Source organism: Paraburkholderia unamae (assembly GCF_003268775.1).
Classification (GTDB): Bacteria; Pseudomonadota; Gammaproteobacteria; order Burkholderiales; family Burkholderiaceae; genus Paraburkholderia; species Paraburkholderia unamae.
In genome coordinates this window covers 123278-148855 of record NZ_QLSU01000016.1, presented here as the reverse complement: position 1 = coordinate 148855, position 25578 = coordinate 123278, and the positions used below count along the sequence as shown (strand labels likewise).

Annotated in this window: 24 protein-coding genes; 13 read left to right on the top strand and 11 right to left on the bottom strand. The window is 66.3% G+C overall.

Annotated elements, in window-relative coordinates; genetic code table 11:
* Positions 1-67: 67 nt before the first annotated feature.
* Positions 68-1489 (bottom strand): hopanoid biosynthesis associated radical SAM protein HpnJ, encoded by a 1422-nt coding sequence (gene hpnJ / locus C7401_RS25320; RefSeq protein WP_112174164.1) that lies wholly within the window; start codon positions 1487-1489, stop codon positions 68-70.
* Between the two features lie 418 nt (positions 1490-1907).
* On the opposite strand from hpnJ, the gene C7401_RS25315 reads away from it, so the two are divergent.
* The 4 genes from C7401_RS25315 to C7401_RS25300 all read left to right on the top strand — a co-directional run bounded on the left by C7401_RS25315 (position 1908) and on the right by C7401_RS25300 (position 5588).
* Positions 1908-2249, top strand: coding sequence for a hypothetical protein (locus tag C7401_RS25315; RefSeq protein WP_112174163.1), 342 nt, complete (start codon positions 1908-1910; stop codon positions 2247-2249).
* 633 nt (positions 2250-2882) lie between these two features.
* On the top strand, positions 2883-4001 hold the full coding sequence (locus C7401_RS25310) for a glycosyltransferase family 4 protein (RefSeq protein WP_112174162.1): 1119 nt from the start codon (positions 2883-2885) through the stop codon (positions 3999-4001).
* 29 nt (positions 4002-4030) lie between these two features.
* Positions 4031-4828 (top strand): polysaccharide deacetylase family protein, encoded by a 798-nt coding sequence (locus C7401_RS25305; protein ID WP_372460306.1) that lies wholly within the window; start codon positions 4031-4033, stop codon positions 4826-4828.
* 193 nt (positions 4829-5021) lie between these two features.
* Positions 5022-5588: a P-loop nucleotide/nucleoside kinase family protein gene (locus C7401_RS25300; protein ID WP_112174160.1), complete on the top strand. Its 567-nt coding sequence runs from the start codon at positions 5022-5024 to the stop codon at positions 5586-5588.
* Positions 5589-5607: 19 nt separating this feature from the next.
* On the opposite strand, the gene C7401_RS25295 is transcribed toward C7401_RS25300, so the two are convergent.
* The gene (locus C7401_RS25295) at positions 5608-6537 is read right to left on the bottom strand and encodes an ABC transporter substrate-binding protein (protein WP_112174159.1); all 930 of its coding nucleotides are present in this window, start codon (positions 6535-6537) and stop codon (positions 5608-5610) included.
* 205 nt (positions 6538-6742) lie between these two features.
* On the opposite strand from C7401_RS25295, the gene C7401_RS25290 reads away from it, so the two are divergent.
* On the top strand, positions 6743-7654 hold the full coding sequence (locus C7401_RS25290; RefSeq protein WP_112174158.1) for a LysR family transcriptional regulator: 912 nt from the start codon (positions 6743-6745) through the stop codon (positions 7652-7654).
* A 26-nt stretch (positions 7655-7680) separates the two neighbouring features.
* Here C7401_RS25290 and C7401_RS25285 read toward each other — a convergent pair whose 3' ends face one another.
* Genes C7401_RS25285 through C7401_RS25270 form a run of 4 tightly spaced genes read right to left on the bottom strand, consistent with a single transcriptional unit; the run spans position 7681 to position 11825 of the window.
* The gene (locus tag C7401_RS25285) at positions 7681-9288 is read right to left on the bottom strand and encodes a rhodanese-related sulfurtransferase (protein WP_112174157.1); all 1608 of its coding nucleotides are present in this window, start codon (positions 9286-9288) and stop codon (positions 7681-7683) included.
* Positions 9285-9881, bottom strand: coding sequence for a cysteine dioxygenase family protein (locus tag C7401_RS25280; protein WP_112174156.1), 597 nt, complete (start codon positions 9879-9881; stop codon positions 9285-9287). The genes C7401_RS25285 and C7401_RS25280 overlap by 4 nt, the downstream gene beginning before the upstream one ends.
* On the bottom strand, positions 9881-10705 hold the full coding sequence (locus C7401_RS25275; protein ID WP_112174155.1) for a class II aldolase/adducin family protein: 825 nt from the start codon (positions 10703-10705) through the stop codon (positions 9881-9883). The genes C7401_RS25280 and C7401_RS25275 overlap by 1 nt, the downstream gene beginning before the upstream one ends.
* A gap of 43 nt (positions 10706-10748) precedes the next feature.
* Entirely contained in the window at positions 10749-11825 is a 1077-nt protein-coding gene (locus tag C7401_RS25270; RefSeq protein WP_112174154.1) for an LLM class flavin-dependent oxidoreductase, read from the bottom strand.
* Positions 11826-12226: 401 nt separating this feature from the next.
* On the opposite strand from C7401_RS25270, the gene C7401_RS25265 reads away from it, so the two are divergent.
* A complete protein-coding gene (locus tag C7401_RS25265; RefSeq protein ID WP_112174153.1) occupies positions 12227-13174 on the top strand; it encodes a DMT family transporter in 948 nt (315 codons plus the stop codon).
* Positions 13175-13602: 428 nt separating this feature from the next.
* Here C7401_RS25265 and C7401_RS25260 read toward each other — a convergent pair whose 3' ends face one another.
* Both C7401_RS25260 and C7401_RS25255 read right to left on the bottom strand, forming a co-directional pair.
* Positions 13603-14598 carry an alpha/beta hydrolase gene (locus C7401_RS25260; RefSeq protein WP_112174152.1) on the bottom strand — a complete coding sequence of 332 codons (996 nt, stop codon included), beginning with the start codon at positions 14596-14598 and terminating at the stop codon, positions 13603-13605.
* A gap of 62 nt (positions 14599-14660) precedes the next feature.
* Complete coding sequence (locus C7401_RS25255) at positions 14661-15410, bottom strand: tetratricopeptide repeat protein (protein ID WP_112174151.1); 750 nt, start codon at positions 15408-15410, stop codon at positions 14661-14663.
* Positions 15411-15642: 232 nt separating this feature from the next.
* Between C7401_RS25255 and C7401_RS25250 the strand changes: the two genes are divergently transcribed.
* Together C7401_RS25250 and C7401_RS25245 are read left to right on the top strand one after the other, a co-directional pair.
* Positions 15643-16032: a BON domain-containing protein gene (locus C7401_RS25250; RefSeq protein ID WP_112174150.1), complete on the top strand. Its 390-nt coding sequence runs from the start codon at positions 15643-15645 to the stop codon at positions 16030-16032.
* Between the two features lie 28 nt (positions 16033-16060).
* A complete protein-coding gene (locus C7401_RS25245) occupies positions 16061-16405 on the top strand; it encodes a BON domain-containing protein (RefSeq protein WP_224038340.1) in 345 nt (114 codons plus the stop codon).
* On the opposite strand, the gene C7401_RS25240 is transcribed toward C7401_RS25245, so the two are convergent.
* Entirely contained in the window at positions 16406-17302 is an 897-nt protein-coding gene (locus C7401_RS25240) for a LysR family transcriptional regulator (RefSeq protein ID WP_112174148.1), read from the bottom strand. It abuts the gene before it with no gap.
* Between the two features lie 145 nt (positions 17303-17447).
* Here C7401_RS25240 and C7401_RS25235 point away from each other — a divergent pair, with 145 nt between their 5' ends.
* The 5 genes from C7401_RS25235 (at position 17448) to C7401_RS25215 (ending at position 23015) form a co-directional block, all read left to right on the top strand.
* Positions 17448-18440: a hydroxyacid dehydrogenase gene (locus C7401_RS25235; RefSeq protein ID WP_112174147.1), complete on the top strand. Its 993-nt coding sequence runs from the start codon at positions 17448-17450 to the stop codon at positions 18438-18440.
* The gene (locus tag C7401_RS25230) at positions 18437-19138 is read left to right on the top strand and encodes an RraA family protein (protein WP_112174146.1); all 702 of its coding nucleotides are present in this window, start codon (positions 18437-18439) and stop codon (positions 19136-19138) included. The genes C7401_RS25235 and C7401_RS25230 overlap by 4 nt, the downstream gene beginning before the upstream one ends.
* 98 nt (positions 19139-19236) lie before the next feature.
* Positions 19237-20742, top strand: a complete 1506-nt coding sequence (locus C7401_RS25225) for an MFS transporter (protein ID WP_112174145.1) — start codon at positions 19237-19239, stop codon at positions 20740-20742.
* Positions 20743-20763: 21 nt separating this feature from the next.
* On the top strand, positions 20764-21687 hold the full coding sequence (locus C7401_RS25220) for an SMP-30/gluconolactonase/LRE family protein (RefSeq protein ID WP_112174144.1): 924 nt from the start codon (positions 20764-20766) through the stop codon (positions 21685-21687).
* A 53-nt stretch (positions 21688-21740) separates the two neighbouring features.
* On the top strand, positions 21741-23015 hold the full coding sequence (locus C7401_RS25215; RefSeq protein WP_112174143.1) for an alpha-hydroxy acid oxidase: 1275 nt from the start codon (positions 21741-21743) through the stop codon (positions 23013-23015).
* A 7-nt stretch (positions 23016-23022) separates the two neighbouring features.
* Here C7401_RS25215 and C7401_RS25210 read toward each other — a convergent pair whose 3' ends face one another.
* Both C7401_RS25210 and C7401_RS25205 read right to left on the bottom strand, forming a co-directional pair.
* Entirely contained in the window at positions 23023-24327 is a 1305-nt protein-coding gene (locus C7401_RS25210) for an MFS transporter (RefSeq protein WP_112174142.1), read from the bottom strand.
* Positions 24328-24389: 62 nt separating this feature from the next.
* Positions 24390-25472, bottom strand: coding sequence for a glycerol dehydrogenase (locus C7401_RS25205; protein ID WP_112174141.1), 1083 nt, complete (start codon positions 25470-25472; stop codon positions 24390-24392).
* Positions 25473-25578 lie beyond the last annotated feature (106 nt).

Below are 25578 nucleotides of genomic sequence, written 5' to 3'. Positions count from 1 at the left end.
GGCGCGGCCGGACCCGACGAGCGTCGGGCCCGGCGCCAGGGCGTGCGCGCACGCCTCAAAAGCAGTCTCACACCTTGCGTGCGCGAAGATAGCGGAAGAATTCCACGCCTTCCTGGAGGCGCCGTCTCATCATTTCCCAGCTCACCAGCATCTCGCGCACGATTTCCCAGATTTTCGTGGGCCGGAAATAAAAGCGCTTGTAGAACTCCTCGACGCCAAGGTAAATCTCTTCGCGCGACAGGTGCGGATAACCGATGGTGGAAGCCTGGGTGCCCGCCGAATTGACCAGGGTGATGACCTTGCCGTCGTTGAGCCAGCCGTTTTCCAGCGCCTGCTTGTGGAGCACGGTGCCGGGATAGGGCGCGGCCAGCGACACCTGGATCGTGTGCGGATTGATCTCCTTCGCGTACTGAATGGTTTTCTGTATCGTTTCGTGCGTCTCGCCAGGCAGGCCGAGGATGAACGTGCCGTGGATCTTGATGCCGAGCTTGCGGCAGTCTTCACTGAACTGGCGCGCCATATCGGTACGCAGTCCTTTCTTGACGTTGACGAGAATCTGGTCGTCGCCCGATTCGTAACCCACGAGCAGCAGCCGCAGCCCGTTGTCTTTCATCACCTTGAGGGTCGAGTAGGGCACATTCGCCTTGGCGTTGCACGACCAGGTCACGCCCAGCTTGCCAAGGCCACGGGCGATTTCCTCGGCTCGTGGCCGCAGATCCGTGAAGGTGTCGTCGTCGAACATGATCTCCTTGATCTCGGGCATGTTGTCCCGGATCCATTTGACTTCTTCGAGGACGTTTTCGACCGAGCGCGTGCGATAGCGATGGCCGCCGACGGTATGCGGCCAGAGGCAGAAGGTGCACCGGGATTTGCAGCCGCGCCCCGTGTAGAGCGACAGATACGGGTGCTTGAGGTAGCCGCTGAAATAATGGTCCGACGTGAGGTCGCGCTTGTAGACGGGCGCGACGAACGGCAACTGGTCCATGTCTTCCAGAATGGGCCGCGCGTCGTTATGCATTATCCCGCCATCGGGCAGGCGATAGCTCAGGCCGAGAATCGATTCGAACGGGCGGCCCTGCGAAATCTCGAGACAGGTGAAATCGAATTCCTCACGGCACACGAAATCGAGCGCGTTGCTCGCGGTGAGCGAGCCGTGCGGATCGACAGCCACTTTCGCGCCGATCATGCCGATGAGGATGGAGGGCTTGCGGCGCTTCAAGTGCTCCGCGAACTGCACATCGCTCTGGAATGACGGCGAGCTGGTATGAATGAAAACCAGTTCGTAATCCTGTGCGATGTCGAGCGTCGTATCCAGCGAGAGGCTGTCTGCGGGCGCATCCACGACGCGGCTGCCGGCAACGAGTGCGGCGGGCTGCACGAGCCACGTGGGATACCAGAATGATCGAATCTCGCGCTTGGTCTGGAAGCGCGAACCCGCTCCACCATCGAACCCTTCATACGAAGGTGCCTGGAGAAACAACGTTTTCATGTATGCCCTCGAAGAAAATAGTCCGCGTGGGCGAGAGATCAGCCACCCATGGGGACTCGCCGGAAAACGGCGATGTTCGTGAGTTGTCTCGAAGCCTTCAAAAACATGACAGTTGCTGGATAGCGGCGCCGGGTGCCGTCCCTTTTTGTGAAGGTGTGGGGATGCGGGTCGTGACGGGTTTCCGGGAGCCGGCGGCGGATCAAGAATACTACGACTTGGGTTTTCTGGACTGCGAAAAAATTGGCCGGGGTTGCCCTGGAATCCGGATGACGGGGTAGCGTGATGTCACCGTATCGCGTATCGAAGCGTGCACTTAAAAGGATGCCGCGGCAGCGATTCGCAAGCCGCGCCGAGTTCGTCGGTATGACCGATGCGTTCTGTACTATATTTTCGGGGAATCCGTTGCAGGAGGTGTGGCATGGCGCTGGATCGCGGCAATACGGAAGGCGTGCCGGTTGGCGACGGCCGCTGCATCAGCCCGGCGGAATTCTTGCTCATGGCAGGCTTTCTCGCCTACCGCGCGCCGCTCGCGCCGATCGACGCGAGGGTGGCGGCCCGCCGCGTTCTCGACGCCGTGCTCGGGGTGGCGGCGGATCACGGCTTCGCGCACTCGGACGTGCTCGAATCGTTGATGGCGAGCGCCGAAAGATCCTCGCGCGCGCGCAGGCTCGCGGAGCAGGCGACCGCCGCTGTGGGCGACACGCTCGCGTGCATGCAGGTGATTCGTGGCGCCGGTGTGACACTGGACGCGGACGCTTGAACTTTTCTGCAAGGGCCTCGCCGGTGCGGTGAAGCGGGCCGCGAGCGTCGCGGCAGACACTCCCGTGCCGAATCCGCCCGCGGCCACCGTCAAATGGCGCTCGGCCGAACCTCTCGCAGGAGCCAGGCGGGTCGCGTTTGTCCATGGACGCCAACGTGGCGGATCGGGACGATAGCCCGGACCTTTCCAGGACGCTGGCGATCGCGCTCCCGGCCGCCCCGTGCATCCTGCCTGGCGGCCCGACTCAGCAAGGGAATCTCTCCATTGTCAGTCCGCACGGGCGGCGCGCAGACTTGCCGCTCCGGTGCCGGCAGCCAGATGGGCGCAAACCGACCGCCAGACGGGCCCAAGCGGGCCCCAAGCCGGCCGCAAACGTGTGCGGCGGCGGGCGGGCGGGGGATGTTGCGCCGCCGTGAATGATTCTGTAAAAAATAGAAACAAATATGTCAACGAACGGCGTGACTTTGCCGTTAACGCATAAATTCTCGCGGCCCGTCGGGCCGCGCCGGGGCTGGTTTCGCGTACATTACGGCTGATGCAGTCGGCAGTCGGGACCGGTCCGAAGTCAATATTACAGAAAATTACGAACCCCACATCCGTTGATCGCTACGTTGCCAGGGAGGCCGGCAGGACATGAAGGTGTTAAGTATTCTCCACAGCGAGTCGTCGCGGGGGTGGGGTGGCCAGGAAGTTCGCACGTTGAAGGAGATGATCGCGCTGCGCGCGCTCGGTCATCACATCGAACTCGTTTGCCCGTCCGACGCGGTGCTCGGCACGCGCGCGCGGGCCGAAGGCTTCGCCGTGCATCATGCACGCATTCGCTCGGGCATCGACGTGCGCTCGATGTTCCAGATCCGCTCGATTCTCGTGCGCGGTCGCTTCGATATCCTGAATACGCACAGCGGTCACGACAGCCTCGTGGCGGGCATGGCCGGGCGCCTGGCGGGTACGCCGCTCATCGTGCGCACGCGCCATCTCGCGTTGCCGATCACGTCGCTTGCCACCTATAACCGCTTTCCGCACCGGGTCGTGGCGGTGAGCCGCTATGTGCGCGATTACCTGATTTCCGCGGGCGTGCACGAAGGCCGCGTGGAAACGATTTACGACGGCATCGTCAAGCCCGAGCCGCTTGCTCACACGACGCTGCGCGACGAACTCGGGCTTGGGCCGGACGCCGTGATCGCGGGCATCGTGGCGATTCTGCGCGGCAAGAAAGGTCACGACGAGCTGATTGCGGCCGTGCGCCCGCTGATGAACGAACGCCCGCATCTGCATGTGGTGATCGTGGGCGACGGCGCGGAATTCGGCCGCCTTCAGGCCATGATCGCCGGGCTCGGCCTCGCGCATCGCATCCACATGCTGGGCTTTCGCAAGGACGTGAACAACATTCTGCGTAGCTGCGATCTGTTTGTGCTGCCCACGCATCAGGAGGCGCTCGGCCAGGCGTTCATCGAAGCGATGGCCGTGGGTCTGCCCGTGATCGGCACGCGCGTGGACGGCGTGCCAGAGCTGATAGACGACGGCGTGAACGGCCTGCTCGTACCGGCAAAAGACGTCGAGGCGCTGCGCGACGCCATTGCGCGGCTCGTTGACGACGCGCCGCTGCGCCAGCGCTTTGGCGCGGCGGGGCTCGTCAAGACCGACGGCCAGTTCACGGTGGAGAACATGGCGAACGAGACCGTCGACTTTTACCGTCGCGGGCTCGAAGCGCAGCGGCTCTCGCCGGCCCGCTGGCGGGGGGCGGCTACGTGAGCCGCAGCGCCAGGGTCGTCCCGGTGCTCATGTATCACCACATCAGCACGTCGCCAGGCATGATCACGGTTTCGCCCTCGCACTTCGCCGCGCAAATGGCGTGGCTCGCGAAGGCCGGCTACCGGACCATCGGCAGTGAGCAGCTTGCGGCGTGGTTCGCGGGCGAGCCGCTGCCGCAGAAGTCCGTCATGATCACGTTCGACGACGGCTATCTCGACAACTGGGTTCACGCGCACCCGGTGCTCAAGGCGCATGGGCTCAGCGCGCTGTGCTTTCTCGTGACGAGCTGGCCAGGCGAGGGCGCGACGCGCGCGCACGCCGGATCGGGCGGCGCGTTGCCGCCTCTGCTCGATCATCACGCGGGCGAAGCGGCCATTAAAAACGGCTCGGCCGACAGCGCGATTCTGCGCTGGTCGGAAATCGACGCCATGCGCGCGGCGGGCACGTTCGAATTTCATAGCCATACGCACAGCCACGTGCGGTGGGACAAGGTCACGAGCAGCGCGCAGGAAAAGCGCGAGCGGCTCGCGGCCGACCTGGCCGAATCGCGCGAGGTGCTGCAAGCGCGGCTTGGCGGGGCGTCCGATCATCTGTGCTGGCCGCAAGGCTATTACGACGACGACTACCTGAGCGCCGCGCAGCAAGCCGGTTTTCGGCATCTCTATACGTGCGAGGTCGGGCCGAACTATCCGCGGCGTGAGGCGGGCGCAGCGCGTTCGATCTCGCGGCTCGAAGTGCGCGACCGGCCGGTCTCGTGGCTGGCTTCACGGCTCTGGGTGCATACGCGGCCCGCGATCAGCCGCGCGTATCTGCGCATCAAGCGATAGCGGCGAAGCGGCGGTCGGACTTGCCACCATTGGAGCATTTGGTTACGCTCGTTCTCATGAACCGATCGCCTGTCCCATCGATTATTCGCGCCGACACTTTGCCGGCGGGATAGCGTTCGACATGAATGCATGTCACACAACCCGCCCGGAAGGCGGGTTGTTGCTTTCCGGGCACTTGACGGAGAGCCTGGAAATGCAGCCCGAAGAAAAGAATCCGGTAACGGCGTTGAACGACGCAGTTTTGCTCCATATGGTTTGCGGCAAAATCGCGTCCGGAAAATCGACTCTCGCCGCCACGCTCGCGAACGCCGGGCGGACCGTACGGATCAGCGAAGACGTTTGGCTATCCCGACTCTATCCGGGCCAAATTCTCACGATCGAGGATTACGTTCGCCGCGCGAAGTGCCTCAAGGATGTCCTCGCGGATCACACGTCCTCCTTGTTGCGCGCCGGTGTCTCCGTGGTTCTCGATTTTCCGTTCAATACGGTGGCCGCGCGCGCATGGGGATGCGCGGTGGCGCAGTCTGCCGGCTGCGCTCACCGGCTTCATTTCCTCGATGTGAGCGACACGCTTTGCAAGGAGCGGCTACGCGTGCGCAATGCGCTGGCGGAGCATCCATTCCGGGCCTCGGAAGCCGAGTTCGAGCAGATCACCCGCTACTTCGTGCGACCGGACTCGACAGAAAATCTAAACGTTGTCATCTATAACGAGGCAGGCCCCGCCGACGATCGTTGCCAGGGCGTCGAGCCGCCGGCGTGAACGCGCCTGCGCGGTGTGCTCAAGGCGTGGCGGACGAGAACTGCTTGTCGAAGCTCGGCGTGACATTCAGGCGTGTCTTGATCACATTGGCGCGCAGGTAAAGGTCGGCGGTGCGCTGCTGCTCGGCGATCAGGTTGTCGTCGATCGCAACGGGGTGCAGTTGTGCGCGCTGATAAACCGTCTTGAGCACGTCGGCCGGCAGGCCGGTCACGCGCGACTGGATGGCCGCGACTTCGTCGGGATGCGAGAGCGCCCAGCGCTGCCCCGCCGCGACGCGGCGCAGGAAATCGGCCAGCTCCGCGCGCTTGTCGCGAATCGCCGTGTCGGTGGCCGCCTCGAAGCTCAAACCCGACGAAACGCCCACGCCGTTAGCGACGCTGCGCGTATGTTCGCTCGCCTCCGTCAGCGCCACATACGGGTCCCATGTGGACCACGCGTCCACGCTGCCGGAAGCGAGCGCGGCGCGCGCGTCCACGGGCTGCATGTAGGACCAGTTCACGTCGCTGAGCTTGAGGTTCGCGCGCTCGAGCGTCGCCACCGCCAGGTAATGGCCGATCGAGCCGCGTGTCGTGGCGATGCGCCGGCCCTTGAGGTCGGCGGCGCTGCGGATCGGCGACGCAGCGGGCACGACGATCGCGAGATCGACGGGCGTCGAGCGCGTGGCCGAGACCGCGCGAATGCGTGCACCGGCCGCGTACGCGAAGATGAGCGGCGCGTCGCCGAGGCCGCCCACGTCGATTGCGCCCGCGTTGAGCGCTTCGCCAAGCGGCTGCGCGGCCGGGAAGTTGAACCATTCGATCTGGTAGGGCACATCCTTCAACTGGCCCGATGCTTCTAGAACGCCGCGTGTCTGGAGTTGCTGGTCGCCGACCTTGAGCGTGGTGGCGAAAGCGCCGAACGACAGGGCCGCGGCGAGCGCGATGAGCAGACTGGCATAAGCACGGCGCATGATAAGGTCCTCGAATAATGCGTGCGACAAAAGGCACACGATACGTAGCGCGTCTTCATAAGGCAAACGCATTGTTCTTCTATGCAAATATGCGTGCGGCAAATGGATAAATGCGGGATAAATGCGCGGTAAATGCAATGGGCAAGGCTTGAAGGCAGCCCGGAAATGACGCTAAGCTACGCGCTCACGCCAACGGAAATACACCATGAAACTCGACGAGATCGAAGCGTTCGTCGCCGTCGTGCGCAGCGAGTCGCTGAGCCAGGCGGCCGAGCGGCTCGAACTGACCCAGCCGGCCGTGACGCGGCGCATCCAGAACTTCGAGGAGGCGCTGGGCGTGGAACTGCTCGACCGCAACACCAAGCCCATGCGCACGACGCCGATGGGCCGCGCCGTTTATGACCAGTGCCGGGCGATCGTGCGCGAGATCGACGCGCTTCGGCAACTCGTGAACGACGGCGCGCCGCTCGCCGGCGTACTGCGTTTGGGCGTGGCGCAAACCGTCGCCGACATGGCGATGCTCGACGCGTTGCAGGCGCTGCGTCACGCGCATCCCGAACTGCAAGCGCGCGTGAGCACGGGATGGGGCGCACCGCTCTTGCAGAAGGTGGAGGACGGCGAGCTGGACGCCGCCGTGGTGCTCTTGCCCGCCAATCGCGCATTGCCGCCGACGCTCGCGGGCGAATCGCTCGGCTCGCTCAAGCTTGCCGTGGTCGCGCAAAAGGGGCGGCTCAAGCGCCGTGCGCATACGCTTGCCGAGTGCCAGTCGCTCGGCTGGGTGCTCAATCCGGACGGCTGCGGTTTTCGGGCGGGGCTTCAGCACGCGCTCGCGGCGCAGGGTCATGTGCTCAAGCTGAATCTGGAAACGCTTGGCGCCGAGTTGCAGCTCGGCCTCGTGGCGGACGGCGTGGGCCTCGGGCTCGTGCCGCAACCGCTCGTGGCGGCGAGCGCTCACGCCGCGTCGCTGGACATCGTGCCGCTGAGCGACTTCAAGCCCGAGATCGCGGTGTGGATCGTGCGCTCGCGGGCCATCGGCAAGATGGAGTCGGCGCTTGCGGTGCTCGCGCAGAGCATTGCGCGAAGCTTCAAGGCGGCACGGCTCGCGCGCGCCGCCTGAGCGGCGCGGCTAGGCGCGCGCTTCGCTCAGATCACGAAGAACCCGTGCGTGCCGTCACGCCCGAGCTGGGCGACGAGGCCGTACTCCCATTCGAGGTAGGCGTTCATCGCTTCGCGCGCATTGTCGGTGCCCTCATAGGGGCGCCGATAGCGGTCGATGCGCGGCGAGGCCAGTTGAGCGTCGCCGCGCTCGACGGGCAGGCCCGCGCGTTGCCACGCCGCCGTACCGCCTTCCAGCACTTCCACCGGTTTGCCCGTGAGCGCCGCGATTTCGGGCGCGGCGAACGGCGCGAGCGCGCTCGTCATGCAGGTGACCACGTAACGCTTCGCGTCGGGCAGTGCGCGCAGATCGTCGAAACCGGGCGCGAGATGCGAGCGCAGCGCCCACCATGCGCCGGGAATGTGCGCCTTCAGGTGATTCGCGCTGGACGTGAAATCGAGCACGACGGTGTCGTTTCCGGCCTCGGCAAGCCGCACGGCGAGCGCCTCGGGCGTGATCGAGGCGACACTCGCGGGCGTGGGCTTCGGCGCGCGCCAGCTTCCCGTTTCGGTGAGATCGGCGGTGCGCGCTTCATCTACGACGGACACGTCGATGTTCATCTGCGCAAGCCATGAGGCGGTCATGTTCGCACGCACGCCGTCGTCGTCGTAGAGCACCACGCGCGCGCCGCGCACCGGGGCGAACATTTCGGTTTCCTGAACGAGTTGACCACCCGGCGCACCCTGGAAGCCCGGCGCATGGGCGTGCTCGTATTCGGCCGGTGTGCGCACGTCGAAACGATACGTCGTGCGCGATGCGTCGGCCGCCCACCGCGCGGCTTCCTCCAGCGTCGTGCGCCTCACGCCCGCGCGCCCGGCGAGCGCTCGCGCTGCCTCGTGCGATTGCGCGAGCGTGGCGTTGTCGCGGCCCGCTTGCGGGTCGAACTGGCGCGCGCTGCCGTGTTCGAGCGCCTGGCCCGCCAGCGTCCAGCCGATCGTGCCGTTACGCAGCGCCGCCACCGGGTTCGGCAGGCCCGCGTTGACGAGCGACTGCGCGCCGATGATGCTGCGCGTGCGCCCCGCGCAGTTCACGATCACGCGCGTCGTGGGGTCGGGGGCGAGCGCGCGGGCGCGCAGCACGAGTTCCGCGCCCGGCACGCTCACGCTGCCGGGTATGTTCATGGTCTGGTATTCGTCGTAGCGGCGGGCGTCGAGCACCACCACGCGCTCGCCGCTCGCGAGCAGCGCGCCGACGGCTTCGGCGGAGAGCGAGGGCGTGTGGCGTTCGGATTCCACGAATTCGCCGAACGCCTTGCTCGGCACGTTGACGTCGCGAAACACCTCGCCGCCCGCGCGAACCCAGCCCGCGAGGCCGCCTTCGAGCAGCGAGACATCGGTATAGCCGAGCGCGTCGAGCGTTTCGGCCGCGCGCTGCGCGAAGCCTTCGCCGTTGTCGAGCAGCACGATCGGCACGCCGCGGCGCGGCAGCCTGGTCCAGGCTTCCAGCTCGATCTTTCCGAGCGGCAGGTTGGCGGCGAAAAGCGGGTGGCTCTGCGCGTGCGGATCTTCTTCGCGCACGTCGAGCAGCGCGATCTCGCGGCGGGCGAGGAGGGCGTCGCGCACGTCCTGGTACGAGCGCAGGGGGAATGACTTCATGAGGCGACAGGGTCCTTGCTGAGATCCCAGAGATTCGGGAGAACGTCGTTCGAGTAGCCGGAGATAAAGGGCTTGGGCGCGCCGTCCGTGGCGTACGTGGAGCGCCGCACGGCGCCGATGTTCGCGCCATAAACGTGGATGCTGACCGACACGCGATCGTCGTAGGCGTTGCGCACGCGGTGAATGTCGCCGAGCGTTGGCGACACCGCTTCGACTTCGCCGCGTTCGAGCCGCACTTCGGGACCGTGCGCGCGCAACGCACCGGCGGCGTCGCGCGTGTAGGGCTGTGCGTATTCCGCGCCGCGCAGCACGCCGATCAAGCCCCATACGGTGTGATCGTGAACCGGCGTTTGCTGGCCGGGTCCCCACACGAAGCTGACCACCGAGAAGCGCTCGCGCGAGTCCGCATGCAGCAGATACTGCCGATAGCGCTCGGGCGACGGTGCGGCGTAGGCGTCGGGCAGCCAGTCGTCGTCGCGCACAAGTTCGCGCAGCGCCGCGAGGCCATGTTCGATCAGTTCGGGTTCGCGCGGCGCCGCTTCGACGAGCGCCGCAATCGTGCCGACAAAGCGGCGCAGCTTGTGAATGGCCATCAGTCGAGCAACTCCGGTTCGCGTGCCACGAGGCCCGCGTACAGGCTCTCGAACGCATGGCGCGCGCCCGCGGGGCGGCCCACCTGGGTGTGGGTGAGCGCGGCGATGTCGTGGGCAATGGGTTGCGGCTGGCCCGCCGCTTCGGCAAGCAGTTGCGCATGGCAGGCATTGTCCAGCGCGATGTACCACCATGCGGCCGCCTCGACGCTCGGTCCGGCCGTGAGGATGCCGTGGTTCTTGAGGATCACGGCCTTGCGTTCGCCGAGCGCCTGGGCAATGCGCGCGCCTTCGCCGGTGTCGAGCACGACGCCGCGGAAGTCGTCGAATAGCGCATGGTCTTCGTAAAACGCGCAGGCGTCCTGCGTGAGCGGGTCGAGCGTGCGGCCGAGCGTGGACCAGGCTTTGCCATAGAGCGAATGCGTGTGCGCGGCCGCGACGACATCGGGGCGCGCTTCGTGAAGCGCCGCATGGATCGCGAACGCGGCCTGATTCACGGGGCCGTCGCCCACGACGATTTCGCCGTGGCGATTCACGAGCAGCAGGTCGGACACTCGCATGCCGCCGAAATGCAGCCCGAGCGGATTGACCCAGAAGTGATCGGGCCATTCGGGGTCGCGTGCGGTGATGTGCCCGGCGAGTCCCTGGTCGAAACCGTAGCGCGCGAAAAGGCGGAACGCGCCCGCAAGCCGCTCCTGGCGATGGCGGCGTTCTTCGTCGAACGTGCGCGCCGGGGCGCTTTCTTCGTCGAACCAGAACTTGCGAACGGGCGCGTGCCGCGGGTCGGCGGCGACGGGGTTGGCGTTGGCGGTGGCGGTGGCGCTCATGTCAGTCCTCCGGAGTCCTGTTCAATACGGTTCACGCGGCGGTTCACGCGGCGGCGCGCACGCGCGCCGTGAGTTCGCGCGTGGCGGGGATCAGCGTGCGGCCGTAATCGACCGCATCTTCGAGCGGATCGAAGCCGCGAATCAGGAACGTGGTGACGCCCAGCGCGTGATATTCGGCGAGCGTTTGGGCGACCTGCGCGGGCGTGCCGACGAGCGCGGTCGAGTTCGAGCGGCCGCCGATCTCCTTCGCAACGGCGGTCCACAGGCGATCGTCGGCGCGCACGCCGTCGCCGGAGGCGGCAAGCAGGCGTCGCGCGCCTTCGCTTTCCAGCGGGCCGCCCTTGTCCACGCCTTGCTCGGCGCGCAGGCGCCTCGTCTGTTCGAGGATGTGTTCGGCGCGCTCCCAGGCGGCCTTTTCGGTGTCCGCGAGAATCGGCCGGAACGAAACGGAGAAGCGCACGTTGCGGCCGTGCTTCGCGGCTTCGGCGCGCACGCGGCCGATCAGGTCGGCGACGCCTTGCTTCGACTCGCCCCAGAGCGCATAGACATCGGCGTGCTTGCCCGCTACCGCGATCGCCGCCTCGGACGCGCCGCCGAAGTAGATCGGCACATGCGGCTGCTGGCGCGGCTTGACTTCCGACCAGGCTTGCTCGAAACGATAGAAGCGGCCTTTGTGATCGAACGGCTTCGCTTCGGTCCACACGCGCTTGAGCACTTGCAGATACTCGTCGGTGCGCGCGTAGCGTTCGTCGTGAGAGAGATAGTCGCCGTCGCGCCGCTGGTCGGCGTCGCTGCCGCCCGAGATGAAGTGCACGGCGAGGCGGCCGCCCGAGAAGTGATCGAGCGTTGCGAGCTGACGCGCGGCGAGCGTGGGCGCGACGAACCCAGGGCGATGCGCCAGCATGAAATTCACGCGCGAGGTCACGCTCGCGGCGTAGGCGATGGTGAGCGTGGCGTCGGGGCTGACCGAGCTGTGCGGCACGAGAATGCGGTCGAAGCCCGCGTGCTCGTGCGCCTGGGCGAAGTCGCGCACGTAATCGACGTCGATCGCCGGGCCGGTGGCGGGATGCGTCTCCGATTGCTTGCGCTGCTGGATCATGCCGATGAATTCGATGCTCATGCTGGCTCCCTGTAGAACGGCGGGCGGCGCCGTGCTGGACGTGGTGGATTTCCGGGCGGGGTTCGATCGGAAAAGACTAGCACCGGGGCATGCGAATCTTAAATATTGAATGCGTATAAACATTCAAGGGGCGCATGATGCGCGAAGTTGCAAAGGGCCGTGGCGCTCGCCTGCTACTGCAACTAACTGTCAAGGCCGCGTGCAGCCATACCGCGCCGGTTCCCGGCGCTATGTTGGCTTCTCAGGCAATGAAGCGGAATCGATCGGGCCGCTCGTCGTCATTCCATATTTCGGGCCACACGGAAGCATTCGTTGGGAACGCACCCGCACAATGCGCTCATGCAACCGGTCTGCGACCGGATGAATTCCGTCCCTCAAACGGCGAAAGCGAATTGTCCCAAGTGTCTCAAGTCCAGCCCGCAAGTGCCCACGGCCAGAGCGCCGTGCCGGATCTGCTGCTTCTCATCGCGCTCTCCACGTTGTGGGGTGCTTCCTATACGTTCATTAGAATCGGCGTCGCGACGATTCCGCCGCTCACGTTGATCGCGGCAAGAACACTGATCGCCGGTTCAATCCTGCTGCTATGGATGCGAATCCAGCGGATTTCCATGCCACGCGATCTCGCTGTCTGGCGGCGCTTTTTCGTCCAGGCGTTGTTGAACAGCGTCGTGCCGTTCACGCTCATCGCGTGGGCGGAGCGCTCGGTGGAAGCGGGTTTGGCCACCATTCTCAATTCCGCATCACCGGTACTCGCGTTTCTCGGCACCTGGCTCATTACGCGCCATGAACCCTTGACGCCTCGAAAGCTGTTCGGCGTCGTCGCGGGGCTGGCGGGCATTTGCATGGTCGTTGGCTTCAGCGCGTTCGAAGGGTTTGGGCGGCAGCTCGTCGCGCAACTGGCGATCGTCGCGGCGACGGTTTGCTACGCGGGCGCGGCGATCTACGGGCGCGCCTTCAAAGGGCTCTCGCCCGCCGCACCGGCCGCCGGTTCCCTGATCGTCGGCGCGGCGTTGCTGGTGCCCGCCAGTCTTGTCGTCGATCGTCCGTGGACGCTGCATCCTTCGCCGCAATCGCTCCTTGCGCTCGTGGCGCTGGCGATTTTCTCGACGGCAATCGCGTTCGTCATCTATTTCCGGCTCGTGCAATCGCTGGGTTCGGTGGGCACCACGGCGCAGGCTTATTTGCGCGTTCCCATTGGTGTCGCGATCAGCATGACGGTGCTCGGTGAATCGTTGTCCGCTTCGGCGTGGCTCGGTTTGGGATGCGTGGTCGCCGGGGTTGCGGCCATGACGATTCCGCCTCGTCAAGCGCGTGAGCAGAACGCTTGTGAAGACTCACCGGACAGGTAGTTTTTGAATCGACGCATCGCTGCGCCGTCATCAATCGAGGCAACGTTCGATGGCGCGCGATGTCAATTGGTGCGGTTTAATCTCCGCGTTCTTCGTATTGGCAGCAGGATCGTCCGCCAGTGAGGCGACGCAGCGCGCGAGGTTGGCGCGCGCGCTGGCCGGAGCATACGCAACGGCCAGGGCCGCTAATAACACCGTCACAGCGGCACCCGCGAAGGCGCCAATGCGCAAGGTCGTGCGACCAGGGCGTGGCGGTAGAGCGCGAGCGCGCAAGCGATCGCCGTGCTGGAAGAGAGCTCGAAACATATCGGGCGCTGTCGGAAAACGTTGAGGTTCCACGCCACGATAGGCAGGTCCGCGCCATGCAACAAGACCCAGTCGCGCCGCAAATCATGGGGCCACGCCCGGCCCCGTCTCATGCCATGCCGTTAGCGCAATGCCCACACATGCTGTTGCACGAAGCGCTCGATCTCTTCGCTCAACTCACGATCTTCGGGCGCACCCATGAAGCCGCCGTGCGGCATCGCTTCGAACACGTGAAGTTCGACGGGAATGCGCGCACGGCGCAACGCGCGATGCAGGCGCACCGTGTTGGAGAGGAAAAGATCACGAGTGCCGCTTTGCAGGAAGGTGGGAGGAAACCCCTTGGAGAAATCGCCAAACAGCGGCGAGAGCCACGGGTGCGCCAGATCGGCACCGTTGGCGTAGAGCAGATTGTTCGCCATGAGCGAGCCGGGCAGCACGACGTCCACCCACTGGTTGGTCTGGAAGCTGTCGCCGGACTCGGTGAGGTCCACTTCCGGCGAGAGCAGCACGAGCGCGGCGGGCAGCGGCAAGCCCGCGTCACGCGCGCGCAGCGTCATGGCCGCGGCGAGATTGCCGCCCGCCGAGCGCCCGCCTACGACGACGTTTTCCGGCGCGTATTGCCCGAGCACGTGCGACCAGACCGCCATGCAGTCGTCGAGCGCGGCGGGATACGGGTGTTCGGGCGGCATGCGGTAGTCCACGCCGTAGCAGCGAATGCGCAACCGGTCGGCCTGCATCTGCGCGCCCACGCGGCACGCGGCGCCCCCGCCGAACACCAGCGCGCCGCCATGCAGGTCGATATAGGCGCAGTCCTCGGAGAGCGGGTCCGCGGGTGTCGCGATATGGACCACCGCGTGTCCCACCTGAACGGTTTCCACGCTGGCGCGCAACTGTCGCGCGAGGGGTTCGAGCGCGGCGTCGTAGTGCGCGCTGGCGTTCGCCTTGACCTGCATCCATGCGTCGACATCGTCGAGCGCGGGCATGACGTGGCGCGAATTGAGCGGAACGCCTTGCTCATCCACGAGGCGGCGCAAGGCGGTTTGCGCCGCTTCGCTGATCGAATCCGGAAACGGGACGATACGGCTGGGCAGCGTTACGCCGTCGATTTTGTCTTTCATGGTTTGAATCGGAAAAAGAGAATTCAACGCGCGTCATTTGACGCGACGCGCGCCGTGGTCCGTCAACCGAGAGCGGCCTGGGCCCGTTGCAGCCACTTCCGGTTGTGCTCGCGCGCGTGGCGCGGCCAGTGCCGGGCGTCATGCACGATCTCGGCGTAGAGCTCACGCGCGCGCTGGCGGTCGGCGTCGCCGGGCTGTGTTGTCAGCCAGTCGGCGTAGAGGCAGCGCGGCGCGGCGTCGCTCGCGTTGGCGAGCGCCACCTCGAAGGCGGCTCTCGTGCCGGGCGCGCCCGTCGCGGCCTGGGCCTGCGCGTACAGCAAGGCCGGCGCCGGTTCCTCGCGGGCGATCGCGCGGACGGCGAACAGCTTTTCCAGCGTGTCCCGCGCGGACGCGGCATCGCCGTTGGCGAACTGCGCGTGCGCGAGCCCTTCGAGCAAGGCCGGATCGGACGCGAACGGCCCGCTCACCGCCGCCTGGTAGTGCGTCAGGGCTTCGGCGGCGTCGCCGGCTTCGAGCAGTGCCGCCGCCAGCCGCATGCGATGCGCGACGGTGGGCGCGCTATCGAAGTCCATGCGCGCTTCGCGCACGGCCCGGTTGGGATCGACGAACTGCGAGATCGCCTTCGACGTCGCCCGCGCGCCGCGCGACTGGCGCAGGGTCGGCAAGTAGATGACGAAGAAGTAGACCAGGCTGCCAAGGCCCGGAAACAGGAACAGGATCAGCATCCAGTACATGTTCTGCTGCGTGCGCACGGCATGCACGGCGAAAAACACGGCGATGATGACGGACAGGCTAATTCCAAAGATGCGCATAAGTGGGATGCTCCATGACGATACGTTTGCAGCGGTCCATCAGCGTAACTGCTGAACGCAATTGTGACAGCAGAGCGCGCCGGGCTGCGCGGCGGCGCGATGGTGGGGCGGCTGCACCGCATTGCATCACGGCTTCGTGAAACGGCGGGTGCAGCGTGCGTGTCGATGCGGATTCAATCTGCTAGCCTTGCGCAAGCGGGGTGATCGGTTGACGGTCCCCGAAGGAGGCGTCATGAACGTAAGCGTAGCGGGCAGCGTGGTCGGCGCGATGTTGATTGCGGCCATCGCGGGCGGGGCGTCCAGTGCGATCGCACAAACGGGCGCACAAGCGGGTGCACAAACAGGCGCGGGCATGCAAACGGTGGCGGCTTCGTCGTCGCCGCCTCGAAGCCGGTCCGATAGCGCGCTCATTCGCGACGTTCGCCGCGCGCTTGGTCGGGTGCCGGAGATGGACGACTCGGGTATTCGCATTACGGCGCACCAGGGCGTGGTCACGCTCACCGGATCGGTGCCCGAGACCTGGCAGATCTCGCGCGCGGCCAATGCGGCCCGATCCGTGCATGGCGTCACGGGCGTGCAAAACCGCTTGACCGAGAAAAAGAAAGACGAAGCGGGCAACTGAGCGAATCGCGAGCGGCATGGGAGGAAGCGTGAGACATACTCTGCTGAAACAGGCCATGCGCGCGGTATTGATCGTTGCCATCGCAACGTGCGCGGCGTATGGAGGCACGCCCACAGGTGCTACCGCAGGTATCCCCGCAAGCAGGCCCGATAACGAACTGGTTCGCGACGTCCGCCACGCCTTCGCGCGCACCCAGGGGCTGAACGCATCGAGCATTCACGTTCAGGCGCGCAACGGCGTCGTGACGTTGACAGGCTGGGTGCCGCAGCGCTCGCAGATCAGCCGGGCCGCCGATGTCGCCGGTTCGGTCAACGGCGTGCGCTCGGTATCGAACGGCCTCGTGCTGCGGGCGGGGCACGGCAGCGGCCGTTGATCAGCGGGGCGCGTTCTGCTCGCGCACGATATCGATGATCCGCCGCGCGGCGGGCGACAGATAGCCGTCGTTGCGATGCACGACGCCGAACTGGCGCGTCATCGTCGTGTCGGGATTCGGCAGTTCGACCAGCGCGGGCGTGAAGCGGCCCGCTTCCAGATTGCGCCGCGAAATGAAGCTCAGCAAACCCGTTTCGGCGATCAGGCGCGGCACGGCGGCAATCGAACTCGTCATCACGGCCGCGCGCGGCAACGGCAGTCCGCGCGAGGCGAACGCGTGTTCGAGCCACTGACGCGTCGCCACCGACTGCGCGGGCAGCACCCAGCCATAGCGCGACATCGCTTCGAGCGTCGCGTGCTTGCCCGCGAGCGGGTGCGTGGCGCTCGCCGCGACCACGACGTCGTCGGCCACGATCGGGATCTGCACCAGCGCTTCGTCGTGGCTGCCGAGCGGGCCGATCACCACGTCGAGCAGCCGCTTGCGCAGCGCGTCCTGCAACACGTCGTTCATGCCGATCTGCAATTCGACGACCACCGCCGGCGCTTCCTCCTGCAACGCCCGGCACACCGTGGGCATGATGAACTCGGCGATGGTGGCCGCCGCGCCGATCTTGACGAGACCCGCGAGCCCCACCCCCAGCGAGGCAATTTCGCGCTGCGTCTCGTCGAGCGTGCGTTCGACGAGACGCACGCGCTCCTGGAGCAGGCGGCCCGCGTCGGTCAGGCGGATGCCGCGCCCGCTGCGCTCGAACAGCGCGGCGCCGTAGTTCTCTTCCAGCCGGTCGATGCACTTCGAGAGCGCGGGCTGCGTGATGTGCAGCGCCTGCGACGCCCGCCCCAGGTGCCCCAGTTCGGCGACTTTCGCGAAGTACATCAGGTCGCGCACCTGCAAATTCATGACCACGGGCGGCTCCGGCAGACGTTCGGGCGGTCGCTGCAATTCATAACCGTCAGGAATGGAAAGATGAAAAAACGAAAATAGACATTATGAGTCGAGGTGTCAACAATGTCGTGAAGCTTCATGCAGACAGAAGGAGACACCGATGTCCCACCGTATTCTCGTCACGGCGCCGCGTCTCGCGCAGGCCGGACAGCGTGTGCTGGCGGCGGCGCAGTGCGAAGTCGTCTATATCGACGACGCGCAGGATGCCGCCCAGGTCGCCCGCATTCTCGCGACACAACCCATCGACGCCGTGATCTCGCGCACCGTCGAGCTTTCCGGCGCGGCGATCGCGAGCTGCCCGTCGCTGCGCGTCATTTGCAAGCACGGCGTGGGCGTGACGAACATCGACGTCGAAGCCGCCACGCGGCACGGCATTCCGGTTTTCACGACGCCCGGCACCAACACGCACTCCGTGGCGGAACTGACGCTCGCGCTCATGCTCGGCGCGGCGCGCAAGGTCAACTTCTACGACAGCGAACTGCGCGCGGGCCGCTGGACCCGCACGGGCGACGGGCGGCAGTTGCATGGCCGCACGCTCGGGCTCGTCGGCTACGGCCAGATCGGGCGGCGCGTCGCGGCGATCGCGCACGCGCTCGGCATGACCGTGCGCGCATTCGATCCTGTGGCCACGCAGGCCGCCGCGCAGCCGTTCGTGACGCTCGAACGCTCCATCGACGCGCTGCTCGCGCAAGCCGACGTGCTGAGCCTGCATTGCCCCGTCAACGCACACACGCGCAACCTGCTCGACGCGCAGGCCATCGCGCGGCTGCCCGACGGGGCGATCGTCGTGAACACGGCGCGCGGCGAGCTGATCGACGAGGCCGCGCTCGTGGCGGCGCTGCAAAGCGGCAAGCTCGCCGCCGCGGGCCTCGACACGTTTTGCCACGAGCCGCTCGGCGCGGACGATCCGCTCGCCGCGCTGCCGAACGTGGTGCTCACGCCGCATGTGGGCGGCTCGACGCCCGACGCGCTCGACGCCGTCGCCGTGAGCGCCGCCGAAACCTGTTTGCGCTATCTGCGCGGCGAGGCCGTGGACGCGGCGAGCTGCGTGAATCCCGGCGCCCTTCACTCAGAGAAAAAGGTCATCGCATGAACATCCCGCAGGATCGGGCCGGCTGGCCCGCAGGCTTCTTCGTCGGTCAACGCGCGTTGCTGCCCACGCCCGCGCAGATCGAGGCGTTTCGCGAGGTGCCCGTCGCGCACGCGGGCGACTGCCTCGGCCGCAGCATCGGCGCGATGGGCCTCACCGCCTATCACCACTCGGTCTCGCTCACGATGTGCGGCCCGGCGCTCACGGTGCGCGTGCGTCCGGGCGACAACATGATGATCCACAAGGCCATCGAGCTCGCGCAGCCCGGCGACGTGATCGTGATCGACGGCGGCGGCGACCTGACCCAGGCGCTGATCGGCGGCCTCATGCGCACGTCGGCGCTCGCGAAGAAGATTGGCGGCTTCGTGGTGGACGGCGCGATCCGCGATCTGGCGGAGTGGGCCGAGGGCGTGATTCCAGTCTACGCGCGCGGCCACACGTTTCGCGGGCCGAGCAAGGAGGGCCCCGGCGAGGTGAACGTGCCGGTCGCCTGCGCGGGGCTCGTCGTGAATCCCGGCGATCTGGTGATGGGCGACGCGGACGGCGTGATCGCCGTGCCGGTGGACCGGCTCGACGCGCTGCTGCCGCTCGTGCGCGCCCACGCCGACAAGGAAGCCGCGATCCGCGCGAGCAACGCGGCGGGCTCGGCCGACCCGGAGCGCTTCAACGCGCTGCTGCGCAAGAAGGGCTGCCCGGTGTAAGGCCGCCGGCGTACGCACGAACCCTTCGCGCGGCACACGCCGCCGATGCCGCCCAGGCCGCGGCGGCATCGCCAGCACAACAATCAGGAGACGAGGCCATGCATCCCTTTTCCAGCACTGCCGAAGCGCACGCCGTGGCGGGCGCAACGCACGACGGCGCGGCGCTCGCGCCGCACGCCTCGACGCCCGCCGCGCTGGCCCCCGAAGCGCACGCGCGCCAGATCTCGGCGCGCCTCGACCGCCTGCCGCCGAGCGCCCCCGTATGGCTCTTGATCGCCGCGCTCGCGCTGGGCGGCTGGTTCGAGATCTACGACATGTTCCTCACCGCCTACATCGCGCCGGGGCTCGTGAAGGCGGGCATCTTCACGAAAACGACGGCGTCGCTGTTCGATCTGGGCGGCCTGGGCGCCTTCGTCGCGGCGCTCTTTCTCGGGCTTTTCATCGGCACGATCGGCGTGGCCTTCGTCGCCGACCGGCTGGGGCGCCGCCGTGTGTTCGTGGGGGCGCTGCTGTGCTACACGTTCGCCGCCGTGATGATGTCGCTGCAAAGCGATCCCGTTTGGGTCGTGTTCTGGCGCGTGGTCGCGGGTATCGGCGTGGGCGCGGAGCTCGTGACCATCGACGCCTATGTTTCCGAGTTCGTGCCCGCCCGCCTGCGTGGCCGCGCGTTCGCGTTCGTCCAGGCGATCCAGTACACGTCGATTCCGACCATTGCCTTCCTTTCGTGGCAACTGGTGCCGATCGCGCCGTTCGGCCACGACGGCTGGCGCTGGGTGGTGTGGATCGGCTGCTCGGGCGCAGTGTTCGTCTGGCTGATCCGCCTTGGCCTGCCCGAAAGCCCGCGCTGGCTGATCCAGCACGGCCGCATGGCCGAAGCCGAGGCGATCGTCACGCGGCTCGAGCGCCGTATCGAGCGCGCCACGGGCAAACCGCTGCCGGTCGCAGCCAATGCGGACAATGCAGCCACGCAGAACGTTGCGCAAGCCACGACATCGGCGGAGCCGAACGATGGCCCATGGAGCGAGCGTTATCGCAGCCGCACCGTCATGCTGCTGGTGTTCAACTTCTTCCAGTCGATCGGGTACTACGGTTTCGCGAGCTGGGTGCCCACCTTGCTGGCGGAAAAGGGCGTGACGCTCACGCACAGCCTCTGGTATTCGTTTCTCATCGCCATCGCGAGCCCGATCGGGCCGCTGCTTTCCATGCTGATCGCCGACCGCATCGAACGCAAATGGCTGATCGTCGGTTCGGCCGCCGCCATGGCCGTGCTCGGCGTGATCTTCGCGCAACAGCGCGATCCCGCCCTGCTGGTGGCGATGGGCCTGCTCATGACGCTGGCGGGCAACTGCATGACGTTCTCGTATCGCACCTATCAGGCCGAACTCTTCCCGACCCGCATGCGGGCGCGCGCCATCGGGCTCGTGTATTCGGCGAGCCGCATCAGCGCCATGCTCTCGGGTTTTCTCATCGGATTCTTCCTGCGGCATATGGGCGTGGTGGGGGTGTTCTCGCTGATCGCCGGGTCGATGTGCGTAGTCGTCCTGACGATTGGCTTCTTCGGCCCGCGCTCGCGCGGCCTCAGCCTCGAACAGATCTCCGCATAACAGGAAGCACAAGGGTACGTCATGTTCTATCTCGACCAACCGCCGCGACTCATTGAAACGCGCGTGTTTTCCGCCATGCCGGCGCATTATCGACAGACCGGCGTCGCATCGGCGTGGGCCAACGCCAACAAGGCGGGCCAGCCCGTCGACAGCTTCCTGGAAGGGCCGTCGTTCGACGCGCAAGGGCGTTTGTATGTGGTGGATATTCCGTTTGGCCGGATCTTTCGCATTGGCAAAGAGGGCGACTGGTCGCTCGTCGCGCAGTACGACGGCGAGCCGAACGGCCTGAAGTTCCACCCGGACGGTCGCATCCTGATTGCCGACTATTGCAACGGCATCATGCAGCTCGATCCCGAAACCGGGCGCGTGACGCCGCTCCTCGTGTCGCGCAACGGCGAATCGTTCAAGGGCTGCAACGATCTGGCGATCACCGCCAATGGCGACATCTATTTCACGGACCAGGGGCAAACGGGCCTGCAAGACCCCACGGGCCGCGTGTACCGGCTCGCCGCCGACGGCCGCCTCGACTGTCTGCTTTCGAACGGCGTGAGCCCGAACGGCCTCGTGCTCGACCCGTCCGGGCGCGTGCTGTACGTCGCCATGACGCGCGACAACGCGGTGTGGCGCGTGCCGCTGCTCGCGAGCGGCGGCACCGCGAAGGTGGGGCGCTTCTGCTCGCTGTTCGGCACGAGCGGTCCCGATGGCCTGGCGATGGACGAGGCCGGCAATCTGTATGTCGCGCATGCCTCGCTCGGGCACGTGTTCGTGTTCGCGCCCAACGGTGAATGCATCGCGCGCGTGAAGTCGTGCGCGGGCGAGACCGTGACCAATCTCGCCTTCGGCGGCGCGCAGCGGCGGCAACTGTTCATCACCGAATCGAAGAGCGGCAGCGTGCTCGTGGCGGACGTCGGCCAGGCGGGCATGGCGTTGCCGCTCATCGCCTGAACACCGCTGCCCGTCATTCGCGCCGCCCGGCGCACCGACCTCGCATTGCGATCATGTCAGACACCTTCAACCTGCGCGACTATCCGCTCGCCAATCACACCGCGCCCCGCACCGCTGCGTCGCGGCACATTCCGCGCCGCCTTGCTCGCGTGCTCGCGCTCGCCGATTTCGAGGCGGCGGCGCGCCGCCACCTGCCGGGGCCGATCTTTGCCTACGTGAGCGGCGGCTGCGAGACCGATCGGTCGCTCAGCGAAAATCGCCGCGCGTTCGAGGACTACGACTGGGTACCGCGCGTGCTCGTCGATACGTCGAAGCGCACGCTGGAGACCTCGCTGTTCGGCCACACTTACGCCGCGCCGTTCGGCGTCGCGCCCATGGGCATCAGCGCGTTGTCGGCATACCGGGGCGACCTGATCCAGGCGCAGGCGGCAGCGCTCGCCAACGTGCCGACGATCATGAGCGGCTCGTCGCTCATTCGCATGGAAGAGGTTTGCGCGGCCAATCCCGATGCGTGGTTCCAGATGTACGTGCCCGGCGAGCCCGACAAGATTTCGGCGCTGCTCGAACGCGTGGCGAACGCGGGCTTTCGCACGCTGGTGCTGACCGCCGATGTGCCGGTGTCGGGCAACCGCGAGAACAACCTGCGCGCGGGATTCTCCACGCCGTTGCGTCCCACGCTGCGGCTCGCGTGGGACGGCGCGACGCATCTTCGCTGGCTGTTCGGCACGGCGTTGCGCACGTTGTGGCGACACGGCATGCCGCACTTCGAGAACTCGCGCACGGAGCGCGGCGCGCCGATCCTCTCGTCGAACGTACTGCGCGACTTTGGCGCGCGCGACCATCTGAGCTGGGAGCATCTGCGCCTGATCCGGCGGCAGTGGCAGGGCACGCTCGTCGTCAAGGGCATACTCGACCCCGATGACGCCCGCCGCGCGCGCGAACTCGGGGCCGACGGGCTGATCGTGTCGAATCATGGCGGGCGTCAGCTCGACGGGTCGATTGCGCCGTTGCGCGCGCTGCCCGCCGTGGTGGCCGCCGTCGACGCCGATTGCCCCGTGATGATCGACAGCGGCTTCCGGCGCGGCGGCGACGTGCTGATGGCGCTCGCGCTGGGCGCACGGGCCGTGTTCGTCGGGCGGCCGTTCAACTATGCGGGCGCGGTGGCGGGGCAGGCGGGCATCGTGCACGCGTTCGCGATTCTCGCCGCCGAGATGATGCGCAATATGGCGCTGCTCGGCGTGAACCGGCCCGGCGAGCTGGGTGCGCACAACCTGCGACGGCGCACGGCGCTTGACGACCTTTCGCGCCATGCGGCCGGGCGGCGATGAGCGTCGATCACTCGATGTCGTCGAGCGGCACGCCGGTGTTGTTCTTCCACGTCAACACGGCGCAACTCGCGATGACCGCCACCACGATCAGATAGACATTGAATAGCTGACCCTTGTCGATCGAATACAGCCACGCGTTGAGATACGAGGCCGTGCCGCCGAAGAACGCCACCGCGAGCGAAATGAAAAAGCCGAAGAGGCGCGTGCGATAGCGTGTGGGCACCTGTTCCGATATGGCGGCGGGTTTGCTGCCCGTGATGAACGCAACGAGCACGAGGCCGACGGACTGCGTGACGAGCAAGGTCCACGGCGCGCTGGAGATCAGGTTCCACAGCGGAAAGATGGTGACCGAGATGCCGAGCAGTGAAATGAGCGTCGTGATCTTGCGTCCGGTGAAATCGGAGAGCCGTCCGATGAGCGGCAGCGCGATCAGATAGATCACCTGGGCAATGCAGCTCATCGTGAATGCGTCATGCGCATCCATGTGCTTCGCGCTGATCGCGTAGATGGCCGCCGACGTGACCCACGTATAGTAGGTGAGCGTCGAGCCCGCCTCATAGACGAAGAGTTTCAAGCCTTCGCGCAGGAGCTTGGTGCGCGGCCACGGGGCATGACGCAGCAGGGCCGCGCTGTCCTCGTGGATGCTCTCGACCATATTGCGGCGCAGCCACAGCGCGAATATCGCGAGGAACCCGCCTGCCGCGAAGGGCACGCGCCAACCCCATTGCTGCATGGCGTCCGTGGAGAGAAAAGCCGTGAGCGCCGCGAGGAAGAAGGTCGCGATCAGCGAGCCCGCGCCAACGGAAATGAACACCGCGCTCGACCACAAGCCACGCCGCGCCGGCGGCGCGATCTCGGCAACATAGGCATAGGAAGCGGTGGTTTCGCCGCCGTGCGCCGCGCCCTGCACGAGCCTCGCGGCGAGCAACGCGGCCGAGGCCCAGCTGCCGATCGCGCCATATGAAGGAATGACCGCGATCAGCAGGCTCGCAAACGCCATGAGCAGCATGGTGCTCAGGAGCACCGCGCGCCGCCCGAGCCGGTTCGCCACCGCGCCGAACACGATGCCGCCGAGCGGTCGTGCGAAGAAGCCCGCGGCGAACACGGCGAGCGTGCCGAGCAGCGACGACGTTTTGTTGGTGTTGTCGAACAGCGCGCCCGCGATATAAACCGATGCGACCGTATAGACGGTCCAGTCGAACCATTCGAGCAGATTGCCGAGGCTGGACGCGATCAGGGACCGCCAGTGCGAGGGCGGCGGCGCGGTGTCCGCGGTGACGGACGAGGAAGAGGTTTCAGAAAGGTAAGCCACAACGTCTCCAATATTGTCTTGCGGGCGCGGTGTTCGCACCGCGATTCACTCGGGTAAATGACTCAGGCAGCGGCGCGTTCGACCTTCTCCATCGCCGAGACGATGTCCGCGATGCTCAGCGAATGTTCAAAGTTGCCCGCATAGGGGGCTTCCAGCGTGAGGCGCGCGACCGTCTCGTAGTGCTCGCGCGTCGCGCCGCTAGCGCCCAGATCGCTCAAGCGGGTCGGCAGGCCGAGGCGTTCATACAGGCGGATCATGTCGCGCATGAAGTCGGGCGCGCGGTGTTCGAGGTGCAATTGCACGAGTAGCGCGTAGGCCACCTGCAAGCCGTGCGGTGCATGCGCGGCCCCGGCAAGCCGGGAGAGGCCGCGTGTCATCGAATGCGCGATCGAGAGCCCGCCGCTCTCGAAGCCAAGGCCGCTCATCAGGATCACCGCTTCGATGAGGCGGTCGAACGCCGGATGCGTGCGGCCGAGCTTGAGGTCGTCCAGCACCGGCGCGGCGTCGGAACGAATGATCGAAAAGCATTCGCGCGCGAGCACGTAGGCGGAAAACGACGGGCGTGCCGCGAACATGTTCTTGCCGCCGCTTTGCAGGCACTGCTCGGCCTCGAAGTATTTGCTGATCGCGTCGCCAATACCGGCCAGCAGAAAATGCGTGGGCGCTTGCGCGATCAGCGCGGTATCGACCACGACGTAAGCGGCGCTGCGCGGCAGATGCTTGACGGCGGCGAGTTGATGATCGTCGTCGTAGAGAACATAGTTCTTCGACGTGGGGGAATCGTTCGACGCGATGGTCGGCACGGTGATCAGCGCGCAACCGGCCGCGTCGACGAGCGCCTTGCCCGCATCGAGCGTCTTGCCGCCGCCGATCGCCACCACGACGCCAAAGTCGAATGATTGCGCCGCCTGCGCCAGTTCGGCGACTTTGCGCTGCGTGAGTTCTCCGCTGAATTCAAGCCAGTGAGCCGTGACGTCGTGCGCGGCGCACGACGCGACGATGCGTGAGCCGAATTGCTCGCGCACGAAGCTGTCGCAAAGAATGAGCGCTCGCGGCGAGCAGGCGCGAATGTACTGGCCAATGTCGCCGACGACGCCGTCGCCCTGAATATATCGGCCCGGAGAGCCAAAAGTGAGTGCAGTCATGGGATGTTGATGATGGGGTTGGATATTTGAATCTCTTTTAATGATGCATCATATATCTTTTCAATGCATGCACCAGGCCGCGTGGTTTTTCGATCCGTCGCGAATC